The sequence below is a fragment of the Nitrosospira sp. Nsp14 genome, assembly GCF_900113575.1.
GTDB lineage: Bacteria > Pseudomonadota > Gammaproteobacteria > Burkholderiales > Nitrosomonadaceae > Nitrosospira.
Window position 1 is genome coordinate 1 of sequence record NZ_FOPV01000005.1, and the last position, 13,274, is coordinate 13,274.

Here is a 13,274-nt window from a genome sequence, read left to right on the forward strand (position 1 = left end):
CGGGATCTCTTCATCGCTTCAAACTCCTTCAATAAGGGAGCCAGATGCGACTTTACTCTAATTTAGAACTGCCCTAGTTTTTGGGGATGACGTCAACTCCGTAGGCATGCCGAACAAGGCGTTTTTCCTCGCGTCGCGGGCGAATTCAGCGGGTGTGGCCCCCCGCAATGCAGAATGGGGACGAGCCTCATTATAGTACTGCCGCCACTCGTCAATCTTGCGTCTGGCATCGTCCGAAGACAAGAACCAATGGGCATTGAGGCGGTCCTGCCGCAACCGTCCGCTGAAGCTTTCCAACTTGGCGTTATCCGTAGGCCTGCCGGAACGGCTGAAGTCGAGTTCAAAGCCAGGCTCATAGGCTAATTTGTCAATGACCTTGGAAATGAATTCGCCATCATCGATCCTTGATGGTGGCGGGCAGCCCGCTTGTTGCGATGCGGTTAGGCGTGTTCACGACATCCTCTCCTGCCCTTCTTCCCGATACAGCCGGTAAACACGCTTGTGATTGTCTCTAAGGCCTTCCTGCTTGAGCAGGACATGCACGCGCCGGTAACCGTAGTGCGCCCGTGTAGCAGCGATTTCCCCATCCGCAGAGCAAAAGTGATGAATCACGGGCGCACGATTGGTAGACATAAACGGTGCGTGATCGTCGCAGCAATGCACAGGTTTTCCTTAAGCCGGCACGGTAGCGGTTGCGCAATTCATCGATCAGGACGCGCTTGCGGGAAGGCTTCAGAGCTTTTTTGACAGCACATCCTGCAGCATGGTCTTGTCCAGGCTCAAGTCTGCGACTAGCCGCTTGGCGTTCTCTTCCTCCAACTGCTTCAACCGCCTCCATCCCGAGGCCCGAGCCCGCCATACTTCTTCTTCAAAGTGTAGAAAGTTGCATCATTTATGCCCATCTTTCTGCGGACCTCTTCAGCGGGCGTCCTCAACTCGGCCTGCTACAGGGCAACCGCAATCTGCTGCTCGGTAAATTTGCTTCTCTTTACGTCATAACTCCTTTCCCTAAAGGTCAAAATCATGCCGGAAATTCTACTTTTACACGGGACGGGTTCAATTGGGGTAGAGTCACGACCTTCTCTTCGTACCGGGCAAGTTACGAAGCTAAGGTGGCGGATTCGCCTACGCTACCGGGAGTAATACTCTAGACTATGCGGCATTGCATTAACTAGGACGTGTTAATAAAACCGCCCCGTGGAATTTCTGATGGCTTTCCGATACCTAATTTTTGTTGCAACCGCTACAGCGATCTTGATATACGGGATCATGGAACCAGAGCGCAACTGGGACATGGTCGCATACGTAGCTGCTGCTTATCAAAAAGATGGCTACAGAGGCGCAGACTTAACCCAGGAAACGTATGGGGAAATAAAGAAAGAGGTGAGTGAAAAACCATTTTTTTCGCAACTGACAACAGGGGAGTATCGAGAAACGGTTTTTAAAGACCCGTCCTCTTTGGAGCAGCAACTCCCATTCTATTCCCCCAGAGTTGTATATATAGAATTAATACGTCTGTTCAAGCACTTAGGCTTGAGTTACGCGCAAGCGACATACGTGATCAGCGCAATCTTCGCTTCGTTGTCAGTCGTGGTGCTAGGCTTAATTATTGCAGAAACATCAGTCTCGATAGCGATTCTCCCGGTTGTTGTCGCGCTAACCGGCTACTGGGAAATAGCGCAGCTTTCCACACCTGACGCGATGGCCTGCTTCTTTTCGCTGCTGGGAATATATAGCTTAATTAGAAAAGGAAAGCTGGTGTTTTTTGTTGCGGCGATCCTTCCTTTGATCAGGACGGATTTCATATTGCTTTCGGGGCTATTAATGATATTTACCTATCGCCAGGGGGACAGGTATATTTCATTATTTTCTCTTTTGTCTGCTGCTGCTATTTATATTTCCGTTAATAAGTTAGCTGGAAACTATGGATACCTGACGCTTTTTAACTTCACCTTTATCCGCCCATTTAACCCGTATCCTGAAAATATCGTTATTTCTCATCAGGTGGGCGACTACTTAATCCCTTATGCACGATTGTTACGGAGCCTGATCTCGCATCCCCACGCCCTGGTCTACGCCGTAGCTCTTTACTTGTTCTGGCTAAACGGAGTTAAGGTTAAAGGGGATAAAGTACATTTTTACTGTTTATTTATCCTGCCGTTTGTTTTTAGTGCAGCCCATATGCTTCTATTCCCCTCAGATCACTTCCGATTCTTCGTTTTTTCCGCTTCCTTAATCTTTGTCTGGAGTCTGGCGGTTATAGCGCAATTAAAAGCGCAAGACCGAGCAGCGAAGATACGTCATGAACAGAGTGCTTCCGTCCGCTAGTCTTAGACCGCTTGTCGCCTTCTTACCCCCTAGAACTAATAGTTCTGCCAACGGCATTAAATAATGCCGCCGAAGTAATAGAGTGTCTCAAACCGTTGGGGCTGCGGCCCAGCAGGCCACGTCCTAGGCTGGCGCCGCCGGGGCTGATCTCAACAGTTTTATCGGCACTAGCATGGGTGATGCAGGCTGGGTGCTGATCGACGCAGGACATCAACGCCAAGGGGTGGATAATTGGGAACGTACACAATTCCGTCTCGGTTCATATCACGCTGTTCCCGCCGACACCTATTACCCAACCCGAGAATCCAATTCGAATTTGCACTGGAGGAGACCCAGCTTCGCCTGCCTTGACTTCTCAAATCCATCATCTATCTTGAGGAAATGGTTGCGCGGGTCCCGTCCCTTGGTACAAATCAAGTAGGTCTTCATCATGAAAATTACCTATGGCTCTACATGTCGCCAATTCCTCCTCGGGGCGGCCCTGCTCGCCGGCTTCGGTTTTGTTGCTCATGCTTCCGCCCAAACACGTTCCTACCTAATCGATCTTCACGGGAGAACGGCGGCCGACCTCGGCACTTTGGGCGGAGCTACCAGCAGCGCTTACGGGATCAACGATACCGGACATATAGTAGGTCATTCGTCCATAGCCACAGGAGACATGCATGCTTTCATCACCGGTCCGGATGGCGCAGGTGTAAGGGACCTCGGCACTTTAGGCGGAGCTAACAGCAGCGCTTATGGCATCAATGATACCGGACATGTGGCGGGCCATTCGTATACCGGCAAAGGAGAAATGCGTGCTTTCATCACTGGATCCCATGGCCAGGGCATGAAGCCCCTGGCCACGATCGGTGGAGCTCAGAACTGGGCCAACGCGATCAATGATGCCGGGCAGGTCGTGGGAGAATCAGCGGCCGCGAATGGCGCTTGGCATGCTTTCGTCACGGGGCCCCATGGTGCGGGTATGCGCGACCTTGGCACTCTGGGCGGCAATTACAGCGCGGCCTGGGGCATCAACAACACGGGGCAGGTAGTGGGGTCTTCTGATCTGTCTGCGGATGGCTTTGTTCGTGCTTTCATTACTGGTCCTGATGGAGTGGGCATGAGGGGGCTGGGCACTCTCGGCGGCGAATCCAGTTGGGCTTGGGGCATCAACGATGCTGGCCAGGTGATAGGCCACGCGGATACCAATGGCGCTAGTCATGCTTTCATTACTGGAGCCAATGGCATTGACATGAGAGACCTTGGCACCCTCGGCGGAGCTTCGAGCTGGGCCTTGGGTATCAACGATGCCGGGCAGGTGGTAGGATCATCCAGCGTCGACCCCACTGGCGCTGGACCTAATCATGCCTTCATCACTGGCCCCGATGGCATGGGTATGAGAGACCTGAATTCGCTGGTGGACCTTCCGGACGGAGTTTTTCTAAATTCGGCTCAAGACATCAATAACGCCGGGCAAGTCATCGCCACAGCAATCCCGGAGCTTGAGTCGTACGCTCTGATGCTGGCTGGCTTGGTTCTAATTCAATTCAGGGTGCGCCGGAAGCCGCTCGGGGCGCAGATGTAGATGGATGCAGGGCGACGTCGAGATTTTTCGCTTTTTCGCTTGCCGCTCTTCTCAGGTTAGGGGTTGCTTTGGCCTCGGATTAACTGGACCGACCGATCGGAGCCCGCAATGGTTAACTGCCCTGAGGTGGAGTCACATGACCGTTCGCTCTTCTTTTTAGTTTGCTGTGCCTCTTCAGTGCGGAATAGCTTCCTCCTGGCGCGCTTCTTACGCGAGGAAGATCACAAGTCGCCAAGCCACCTTGCTTAACTGCCGCTACAAGTGAAGTCGGTACCGAATACCACAGAAGAAACCTGACACAGCCGATCGATATTTTTCCCGTTCTTACTTTGAGCCAAACCAAGCAATTGTGCGTCGGGCACTACAAAAGGTAATGCCACGACGAGCGACAATCCGGGAGGCGGTCCGGTAAATTTTTCGCCATTGACGAAAACTCGAAACCCTTTGAAAAGGCTGATATGAGCAAGTTGCATTGTTTTCCGATATTGTTTGTATTGACGCTCGCGATAGCGGCATTCATTTCGGCCCCCGTCGGGGCAGAAGCCTGGAAGTTCGGCGTGATGGCCGATACCCAGTGGCAAGCGAATCTTGACGGGAAAAATCCTGAAACGGTCGCAGTCGGGATCATCAACCAGCTCAACAAGAAGTTTATCGCCGAGAAGGTCAAGTTTGTCATCCAGGTCGGAGATTTAGCTGAGGAAGAGACAAACACCCTCAACGGTCGGCCCTCGGAGCGCACCATGGACACCCGGGCCCTGGCTGCCGAGCCCCTCTATAACGCCGCCATCGATTTCTATCCGCTAAGGGGTAATCACGATGCATCGCAGACCGCCGCGCTGGAGTTGCCAAAGTTCTTCCCGCAAACCCTCGGCAGCGGCAGCTCTGTTTTCAACGCCCTCAATTTCAGCAGCCCGATCTTCTACGGCGACGCAAATCCCTACAAGCTGGAGGGATTAACCTATTCGTTCGATTACGACAACGCACGCTTCATTCTCATCGACCAGTTTACGCGAGCCGATGGAACCAGTTACCTGGGAAGCGTCCACACTAACACAATCGATCAGGTGGACTGGATCGACAATCGGCTTTCAACCAAACCAGCCGGCAGTCACGCCTTTGTCTTCAGCCACAAAAACCTGATTGGCCAGTACCACGGCGGCGATCTTTTCGGGACCCAACCCGCCGATAATAGCCACGGGAACGTGGCCGCGCGAAATGCCTTCTACGCAAGTATGAAGGAGAACGACGCCCGCTATTTCTTCGGCGGCCATGACCATATGCACCACCGCTCCTTGGTGACCAGCCCCGACGGTCAAGCGTCGGTCACGCAAATCATCAGCACGTCGGATGGGTACAAATTCCATATTCCGAACAGTACTTCCTTTGACCTGGCGTTCAACGTGCCCGCTTTCGGTGGTCGCCGGGAAATCCCTTTAGCGCAGGAACTGTTCACCATCGGCTACTATATTGTCACCGTCGACGGCCCACGAGTGACTGTGGATCACTATTCCTCTCCCAACGGCTGTTCGGGAGACTGCGAACTCAAGGTCACACCCGCGCTCAACTTCTCGAAGCGCGAGACCTTCGGCTATAGTCTGAACGGCCGGCAGTTTGTGGTGGATCAGGGTGAATCCTACACTGTGGTTCGCGACAGTTTTCGCAATACAACGGCCAGGGTCCTTGCCGGAACCAACGAAAGCGCGGCGAAGGTCTATGACGGCCGTCCAGTTTCCAAAGCTGTCAATACCGGCTGGGCTCCCCGCGACGACGAGGACGTTAGTCTTGCTAGCAACATCCTCACCCTCTGGGGTATGGCGGAACAACTGGGAAGCGAAAAAACGGATGTCTACGTACTCTCGCTGTCTTTTGACCGCACCGGGGTGCATCCCTCGGACCTGCTACTCGGCCACTTCGGGCTCGCCAGCAGGGATGCCGACGGCAATTGGAGAAATGCGGTGGATGCGAATTTTGGCGGAGGCAAGAGGTTTGTACTGGGTCCGTGGAAACCCGGCTTCAAACTGGGCACCTACGGCATCGATCTCCGCACCCATACCGCCTGGGCGGTGATAAACCATGTGGGTGATTTTGCTGTCTCACAAGATTTTTAGCCTTGTACGCCCGGAGGCCGCCGGGACTCAGGAACAGTCATCCCGGATATTACGCTCGCCCTGCGGCGCGGTGTGCGTCTCTATAAGATCTAATCGTGTAGCGTGCGCGGAGATAACTACTACTCGGCAAATGTACCAGCGGGCACGCTCATTATCGATTCCGAATTCACCCCGAGCTAATGGTGGAGATAATTCAACAACGTTAAGGTTCGTCGGAGTGGCAATGTAAGGCCAAGTATATGGGCGAGGGTCGCAGAATTCCTTTTGAGAAGACTAAAAAGGCTTTCATCATGAAAACCACTCATTGCTCTACATCTCGCAGGTTCTTCCTCGGCGCTGCCCTGTTCGCCGGCGCCGGTTTTGTTACTCAAGCCGCCGCTCAAGCCCAGGAACGGTCGTACCTCATTGATCTTAAAAGCAAGACGTTGACTGAGTTACGAAGTCCTGATGGAGGCCAGGCTCATGCTACTGCGATGAACGATGCCGGGCAGGTGGTGGGTTTTTCCTATACGCCCGCAGGCGACAAGAGCGCGTTCATCACCGGCTCCGATGGCGCGGGTGTGAGGAAGATTGACTCTTTGGACGGCAGCAGTTGGGCCAATGACATCAACTCTGCGGGGCAGGTAACGGGTGGCTCGGGAAGCGGTGCTTTTATTACCGGCGCCAATGGTGCCGGCATCAGTATCCTTAGCTATTTTTATGAGGCTCATGCCATCAACGATGCGGGGCATGTAGTGAGCGAGACTTCCGTTCCTAATTCCAAGTATTCCGTCGCGGTTATCGCTGGTCCCGGTATCATCGGCCCGGATGGCCCGGATGGTCCGGGCATCAGAGAATTTGGCTCCTTGGGGGGCAGCAGCTATGCCAGGGACATCAACAATACCGGGCAGGTGGTGGGATACTCGTCTCCAGCGCCCGACGACTCCTTTCCCACCGGTTTTATAACGGGGCCGGAGGGCTATGGCATGAAGGATATTGGATTCGGCAGAGTCGCCGAAGGCATCAATAATGCCGGGCAGGTGGTGGGCGTTACCATAGGGGGGACTCCCTTTATGACCGGTCCGGAGGGGTCGGGGGAGAGAATTTTTGATAATCCCGGACCAGGCGAGTTCTGGGGCTGGGCTAACGAAATCAACGATGCCGGGCAGGCAGTCGGAAGTTTCTATACTTCGGGGGACTACCATGCTTTCGTGACAGGCCCCGAGGGCAAGGGCACGACGGACCTTAATTCGCTGCTTGAGTTGCCCAGCGGAATGATCCTAAGGGAAGCAGTAGATATCAATAATGCGGGACAGCTCATCGCGATAGCGACAGTTGTCCCAGAGCCGCAATCCTATGTAATGCTTTTAACCGGGCTGGGTCTAATTGGATTTATGGTCCGGTTGAGACGCGTACTCATTTAGCGGCCTTCTACCCTTCCGTTTGATGCTTCACGCCCGCCCAGGAATCTTCAACCCTTTGGAATGGCTCCAAGGCGACCGACCTGGGCACGCTTCCGGGTGGGAGTGACAGCTTGGTCGGTGGTATCAACGAAGCCGGCCTAGCGGTAGGGGGAGGCAATTATTCTCCCGGCGGCGCTTCGTGGCACGCCGTCCTGTGGGATGGCACTAGGCTGCCGGACCTTAATAGTTTGCTGGATGCCAGCGTTGCGAATGCGGGTTGGGTACTGACTGGAGCAAATGGCATAAACGATAAGGGGTGGATTGTTGGAAATGCATACAATTCCATATCACATGTAGAGCATGCTTTCCTGATGACCCCCGTCCCGGAACCCGAAACATACGCCTTATTGCTGCCCGGTTAGGACTGCTGGGCTTTATGACACGGCGTCGCAAGGGCTAATTAAGGCTAGGCTGGGAGCGACTGCGTCTGCTTTCGGATTTTTGCTTTAACGGTAGATGATTTGCGTGCTAAAAGATCGGATGAAAGAGAGGGCTGCATCTCATCCTCCCTTTCCCGGGCAGCAGGCCCCCGTTCCAGACGCGAAATAGCGCGTCCTGTTTGACCACTTTACAATCGTTGCGCAATACCACAGTATTGTCGCGCTCCTCGCTGACACGCTTCAGCTCTGCCTTCAGACGACGAATCGTTCCCTGTCTTCACCCTCGGGCAAACTGTAGCGTTTGAGCCATGCGTACAGCGTATGCTGGGAAACGCCAATCCTGCTGGCCACCTCTGCCACCGGATGGCCCCTTTCGGTAATCTGCTTCACCGTATCAATCTTGAAGTCTTCCGGATAACGCTTGCTGCTCATGACTTCTCCTTCATGCCTTAGTTAAGGCTTCGGAGTGTCTACAGGTTCAGGGGCAATTCACTCTTTCTGTCAGACCGATCCGTTTGCGACTGCGTTTTCGCACTGCTAATCCCGCATTGCGGTACAGCCGGTAGACCCGCTTGACATTGACGCACAAGCCTTCGCGCCTGAGCAGAATGTGGATACGTCGATAGCCAAAGCGCTGCCTTTGTCCGGCAAGCGAAACAATACGCTCATGTAATTGCCTGGATGTGTCAGGCCGAGCGCGATAGCGAAATACGGAAGTGGAAATATTCATCAGCCCACAAGCCCTGCGTTCAGAGAACTGTCGTTTTGTCTTCAGAGCCACAACTGCTTCCCGCCGTGCTTGTGGGCTTACCACTTCCGTGAAACGACATCTTTCAATGCCGCATTGTCGAGTAGTGCATCAGCCAGCGGTCGCTTGAGCTTGCTGTTCTCCTCTTCCAAGGCCTTAAGCCGTTTGGCATCCGATACCGTCATTCCACCAAACTTGGCACGCCAAGTGTAAAACGACGAATCGGAAAAACCATGCTTGCGGCACAACTCCACCACAGGCATGCCCGCATCCGCTTCCTTCAAGAATCCAATAATCTGCTCCTCGCTAAATCGCTTCTTCATGGTCCGCTCCTCATCTTAGAATCGAACTCTACTACGTCATGAAGCTAATGAAAGGGGCAGGTCACCACAGCCCATAAATCATAATAAGTGTAGGCAGATATTAGGATAACCTCTTGATAACTCGGTGCGTGGAGCCGGAATCGAACCGGCATGGGCGGTTAAGCCCGAGGGATTTTAAGTCAACGCTTGCAGCGTTGCCCGATCAACGTAAGGGCGCAGAGCAAGAGGCAGAGCAGGGGCGCGGCGGAGGGGAGCAGGGAAGGAGACCAGGAGACGAAGCCGAAGGGAGGAGACCGGGCTGGGGCCAGGGCGCCGATACCGCTCCAGCGAAGCATGGATTCCGTTTTTTACCACGCCTTTCGGCTGCGCTCGCGCTCTATGTGGGTCAACGCACTGATGAGACGCGTTAAAAGGGTAAATATATAACCGTATTTTATATACATGCTTCGAATCTATTGAAAGGAGAGCGGCAATGAATAGCATCGCATCCTGGATAGCGTACATAGTGATACTGGTCGTCGGTTCGGGGTTATTAGGAATTGGTTGGGTCTAAAGGGGGTTGGATCTAAAGGGGGTTGGATCTAAAGGGGGTTGGATCTAAAGGGGGTTGGATCTAAAGGGGGTTGGATCTAAAGGGGGTTGGGTCTAAAGGGCTGCGTTGGGTTCGCAGGCCCCAGTAAATATTTGAGGAAGGAGATGACCATGAATCAAGATACGACAGATGTTTCCCTCGTTAAGTGGGCACTCGGCGGTGCTGCGCTCGGCGCGCTTACGATGTTTCTTATGGATCCCGACCGCGGCAACCGGCGCCGGGCATTGGCGAAGGACAAGGCGTACAGCATGGCAGTCCGGACACGCAAGCAGATCGATGCCAAGACACGCGATCTTGCCAACCGAGCAAAAGGCCTGCGGGCGGAGGCGAAGCACCTCGTGTCCGGGGATAGTTCCGGAAGTGACACCGCTGGCGATACGAATGCGAGCCCGAATGCGAAGTAAGGAGGAGCGACGGAAAACGGCGTGCGGAATGGGGATGACGTAGCCGGGGATGACATAACCCTATCCCGGCATTCCGCTAGACTATACGGCTACGGATTTGGGAGAGGATTGGAAGGAGGGGGCGCGCATTCACCCATTGGTTCCCCCAGGTCCTTACGCTCAACTCCAGGGACAGGCCACTTCTGCTATCGACACGAGTGGAGATCGGGGGCCCGTGTTGGTGGATCCCCGATCTCGCGGAATAAAAAAGTTGGCTGGCTTGCCCGGGAAAGGCTGGCTGGCTGAAAGGCCACTGGCGTAGGAGAAACCCAGTGGCAACGGATACGTGAATGCGTTTGGCTCGACCGATAGGGCAAGCCCCCTTACCCCCTTAACCGGGTTATTGGTTAAGGCAAATGCGGGTGACATCTGCGGGGCCATGGTTTACCAAGGTGCAAGCCTGTTGCCTGTATAATGTTAAACGATAATAAGAATGATTCGCATTATACATATCCTGCGTGATGAAGCAAGCGATTTCTTGATCTTCAAACGCTTTGGCTGATGCACAGCTTCCTTCATTTCCTTCAGCATGGCCGAATCAGGAAACATCCCCCTTTTTTTATGCCACGGGGTCAGGGCACGGTTTCAGCGCGGGAGGAGTTTAAATCGCGGTTGCGGCACAGCCTTACCGGGTCGTCCCTTTTATTTGTCCGTACACGATTTGCTCGAGTTCAGTGTTCGTGGTTTCAGCGGTGCAGCTTCCACCTTGCGCGCCGCGTAGGGTATCTTCTTTTACTTTACACACGCTTGCAGCCACGCGAGCCGGAATCTCGACCGTGGTCGGAATCTGCCTGACTTCAACTCTGAGATCTTTGGCAAGATTGGCTGCAACGCCACTGAGATCAACCCTGACCAGCCCCGGACTGTGCTGCGCGAAGGCAATTGGCGACAAACTGAAAATAAGTGCTGAGCCGGCTGCCGCCAGCATGAATTTAACATTTTTCATTCTTAACTCCTTTATTGGATGAACGGGGATGGCGGGACTGGCTGTCCTGCGCCGGGCATCCGGGTTGAGCGACCTTACAGACCGCGATGGCAAGGGAAAGTGTTCGAACAGACAGTTTTAGGGAAAACCCCCAGCCTGTTCCGTGCGCTGCCGCACGCTAGCGCTCGCCGCCGGGGGGAACCAGAGAGCAGGCATGCTGCTCTATATTCCGCAATTCCTCTAGGAACGATCATGAGCGGCATCAAGAGTCGGGGAGGGCGGTGGGGAGAGCAGTGATAAGCGATGAGCTTGACCACGCGCGGCGCAGGTGGCTGAAGACGCTTGCCGCCAGCGCTACGGCAGCGGTGCCAGTGGTGCTTAATGCGCGAGGCTCAACCATGGCAAGCGAGGTATTCACGGTGTACACATTCGGGGATTCCATCCTCGACTGTGCCCGGTACAACGAGTATGGGGTACACCCCGGCCAGCTGATCGTGCGGAATGATGATGGCCTGTTCCCTGATTTCAAAGGACGCGACTTGTCGTCATCCGCTCCCGCGCGGCTCGACCACCGCGCCCAGGATCGGGCCACGGTAGATGACCTGCCGCGGCAGGGACGCGTGCTCGACCTGTCCGGTCCTGCAGTGGCACTGGTGACAATTGGCGGAAACGACCTTCTCACCGGTTTGGCCGCGGACCGGGGCGGCGGTATGGTGCGCTTCGAGCAGGCGCTTGACACCTTCCTGCGCACGCTGCCCGTGCGCCCGGTCCTGCTTGGGACAGTCTTCGATCCCACCTTTGGCGACGACTCCCGCAATTTTTTGAGTATTGATGCGCGCATTGCCCGGCCCAATCTGAACCGCATCAATGCCATTATCGCGGAGCTGGCTGCGCGACATGGCCAGCTCGTCGATGTGCATCGTCACTTTCTGGGCGGAGACCCATCCTGGTTCACGCGCACGATCGAACCCAGCCTACGGGGCGCATCGGAAGTTCGCGCCGCATTTCTGCCTGCGGTGCTGAAGGCGCGCGAGGACCAGCCCGGCGCGGCACGGGCGGCACTTCCGACGAGGCGCCGTCGGTGGTGGATGTGGTGAGTGGTCCATTCGTCGCAAATAGACCCCGGCGTCCTCGGCGCGACGACAGGAGATATGGGGGTCGGGCATGAGCATACGCGTGGAGTGCTACAGCGGCTATCGCGGCGAACTGGAGCCATCAGCGTTCTGGCTGGGCGAGCGCCGGCTCGCGGTGCGCGCGCTGACCGACCGTTGGTACGCGCGGCAGCAGCGCTGGTTCAGAGTCGAGGCCGATGATGGAAGCATGTACGTCCTGCGGCATGATGAGTCAAGCGGAAATTGGGAAATTGCCGCATACCGCCGCGATGCCTGACCTCAATGTGATCCGGCGATCTGACAGGACTTTATGGGATGCCATGCTCACGCACCGTCGGAACGGCGGATAATTGAGCCGGCGGCGCTGCCGCAATGCCACGATGCCGCGTTCATGCAAAAAACTCGGGACCATTACCGGGCCATTCAGGGCTCAGTTCCGGGGAGCAGAGCCGGTTGACGATGCGGTAATGGTGGCGGAGCGGTAATAGATTTCGCTGGTATCCTCAAACCCCGAATCAATCCCAAACAACAACCACAAGGTTCCGGTTGCGTCGCTCCTGGCCATGAGGGGCGTGGCACTGGTCAGCGTTTTCCACTCGAATCGCGGCTGGTTGCACTCGGTGTTGGTTCCGGCGATGTTCCCCAGTACGACAGCATTTTTTCCTCCCCGGGCCTGGTTACCTTTATCGATGTTCATCCGATATTCAGTGTCGATGGCCACCGTGAGAGGCTCAACGGGCGTGGCCCCCGCCTTCAGAAACACTGACTCGCCCGGAGCCCCTCCGACGCCGACGCAGCCGGCGGGGGCATCGGTAAGAAACGTGACGCTAAAGGTAAGCAGGTAGTCCTGGTTGGGGGCGAATCCGGTGAATTTCTTCTTTATATAGATGAAAAGATCGTCGCTCCGGTTAGTGCCGGCGGTGTAGAGGCCATAGCCGCCGAATAGGTCGGGGAGCCGGCGAGGCTTGACGACTACATCGGTGGGTTGCGTGTCGGACGTATAGTCTGAATGCCCGCCGAGCCAGTCATTGGCGGTTTTATTGAAATTTTCGCTGATTTCCGGTGGTTTCGCGTCCGGACCTCGCATTCCATCACGCCCTTCCGGACCACCCTGTCCCATCGGTCGACCGGCACAACCGCCCAGAAGAACCGGCGCAAAAGCAATAAAGATCAACATCTTTGTTATACGCATGTGAGCGGACTCCTTTTCTGGATCAGAATGACCACGCCTCACACCCTTCCATATCTCCCATGCTGCATACGTACTTTGTACTTTCGGGGAGCGCAAGAAAGATAACCGGGAGCA

Annotated in this window: 10 protein-coding genes and 3 pseudogenes; 8 read left to right on the plus strand and 5 right to left on the minus strand. The window is 55.1% G+C overall.

What is annotated here, in order from left to right; all coding sequences use genetic code 11:
- Positions 1-57: 57 nt before the first annotated feature.
- Positions 58-935 (minus strand): annotated as a pseudogene (locus BM022_RS04400) (integrase core domain-containing protein).
- Positions 936-1,209: 274 nt separating this feature from the next.
- Between BM022_RS04400 and BM022_RS04405 the strand changes: the two are divergent.
- From BM022_RS04405 to BM022_RS04425, 5 genes are all read left to right on the plus strand, one after another.
- Entirely contained in the window at positions 1,210-2,328 is a 1,119-nt protein-coding gene (locus BM022_RS04405; protein WP_091137227.1) for a hypothetical protein, read from the plus strand.
- Between the two features lie 430 nt (positions 2,329-2,758).
- Positions 2,759-3,895: a DUF3466 family protein gene (locus BM022_RS04410; RefSeq protein ID WP_091137229.1), complete on the plus strand. Its 1,137-nt coding sequence runs from the start codon at positions 2,759-2,761 to the stop codon at positions 3,893-3,895.
- A 458-nt stretch (positions 3,896-4,353) separates the two neighbouring features.
- Positions 4,354-6,003: a metallophosphoesterase family protein gene (locus BM022_RS04415; RefSeq protein ID WP_091137230.1), complete on the plus strand. Its 1,650-nt coding sequence runs from the start codon at positions 4,354-4,356 to the stop codon at positions 6,001-6,003.
- Positions 6,004-6,293: 290 nt separating this feature from the next.
- Positions 6,294-7,406, plus strand: a complete 1,113-nt coding sequence (locus BM022_RS04420; RefSeq protein ID WP_091137433.1) for a PEP-CTERM sorting domain-containing protein — start codon at positions 6,294-6,296, stop codon at positions 7,404-7,406.
- Positions 7,407-7,516: 110 nt separating this feature from the next.
- Complete coding sequence (locus BM022_RS04425; protein WP_091137232.1) at positions 7,517-7,807, plus strand: hypothetical protein; 291 nt, start codon at positions 7,517-7,519, stop codon at positions 7,805-7,807.
- Positions 7,808-8,042: 235 nt separating this feature from the next.
- On the opposite strand, the pseudogene BM022_RS04430 reads toward BM022_RS04425, so the two are convergent.
- Both BM022_RS04430 and BM022_RS15905 read right to left on the minus strand, forming a co-directional pair.
- A pseudogene (locus BM022_RS04430) lies at positions 8,043-8,257 on the minus strand (transposase); the annotation flags it as partial.
- Between the two features lie 61 nt (positions 8,258-8,318).
- Positions 8,319-8,896: pseudogene (locus BM022_RS15905) on the minus strand (transposase); the annotation flags it as partial.
- Positions 8,897-9,598: 702 nt separating this feature from the next.
- Here BM022_RS15905 and BM022_RS04445 point away from each other — a divergent pair.
- Entirely contained in the window at positions 9,599-9,892 is a 294-nt protein-coding gene (locus tag BM022_RS04445; protein WP_091137238.1) for a hypothetical protein, read from the plus strand.
- A gap of 664 nt (positions 9,893-10,556) precedes the next feature.
- Here the strand turns inward: BM022_RS04445 and BM022_RS04450 are convergent.
- Positions 10,557-10,877 carry a hypothetical protein gene (locus BM022_RS04450; protein ID WP_091137240.1) on the minus strand — a complete coding sequence of 107 codons (321 nt, stop codon included), beginning with the start codon at positions 10,875-10,877 and terminating at the stop codon, positions 10,557-10,559.
- 272 nt (positions 10,878-11,149) lie between these two features.
- Here BM022_RS04450 and BM022_RS04455 point away from each other — a divergent pair, with 272 nt between their 5' ends.
- Together BM022_RS04455 and BM022_RS04460 are read left to right on the plus strand one after the other, a co-directional pair.
- The gene (locus BM022_RS04455; RefSeq protein ID WP_256208926.1) at positions 11,150-11,953 is read left to right on the plus strand and encodes an SGNH/GDSL hydrolase family protein; all 804 of its coding nucleotides are present in this window, start codon (positions 11,150-11,152) and stop codon (positions 11,951-11,953) included.
- 67 nt (positions 11,954-12,020) lie between these two features.
- Positions 12,021-12,245, plus strand: coding sequence for a hypothetical protein (locus BM022_RS04460; RefSeq protein ID WP_091137242.1), 225 nt, complete (start codon positions 12,021-12,023; stop codon positions 12,243-12,245).
- A gap of 153 nt (positions 12,246-12,398) precedes the next feature.
- Here BM022_RS04460 and BM022_RS04465 read toward each other — a convergent pair whose 3' ends face one another.
- Positions 12,399-13,160, minus strand: a complete 762-nt coding sequence (locus BM022_RS04465; RefSeq protein ID WP_091137243.1) for a hypothetical protein — start codon at positions 13,158-13,160, stop codon at positions 12,399-12,401.
- Between the last annotated feature and the right edge of the window lie 114 nt (positions 13,161-13,274).

Excerpts from the sequence above, each read along its gene's own strand:
- BM022_RS04405 (WP_091137227.1), top strand. The coding sequence starts at position 1,210 with ATGGCTTTCCGATACCTAATTTTTGTTGCAACCGCTACAGCGATCTTG.
- BM022_RS04410 (WP_091137229.1), top strand. The coding sequence starts at position 2,759 with ATGAAAATTACCTATGGCTCTACATGTCGCCAATTCCTCCTCGGGGCG.
- BM022_RS04415 (WP_091137230.1), top strand. The coding sequence starts at position 4,354 with ATGAGCAAGTTGCATTGTTTTCCGATATTGTTTGTATTGACGCTCGCG.
- BM022_RS04420 (WP_091137433.1), top strand. The coding sequence starts at position 6,294 with ATGAAAACCACTCATTGCTCTACATCTCGCAGGTTCTTCCTCGGCGCT.
- BM022_RS04445 (WP_091137238.1), top strand. The coding sequence starts at position 9,599 with ATGAATCAAGATACGACAGATGTTTCCCTCGTTAAGTGGGCACTCGGC.
- BM022_RS04450 (WP_091137240.1), bottom strand. The coding sequence starts at position 10,877 with ATGAAAAATGTTAAATTCATGCTGGCGGCAGCCGGCTCAGCACTTATT.
- BM022_RS04460 (WP_091137242.1), top strand. The coding sequence starts at position 12,021 with ATGAGCATACGCGTGGAGTGCTACAGCGGCTATCGCGGCGAACTGGAG.
- BM022_RS04465 (WP_091137243.1), bottom strand. The coding sequence starts at position 13,160 with ATGCGTATAACAAAGATGTTGATCTTTATTGCTTTTGCGCCGGTTCTT.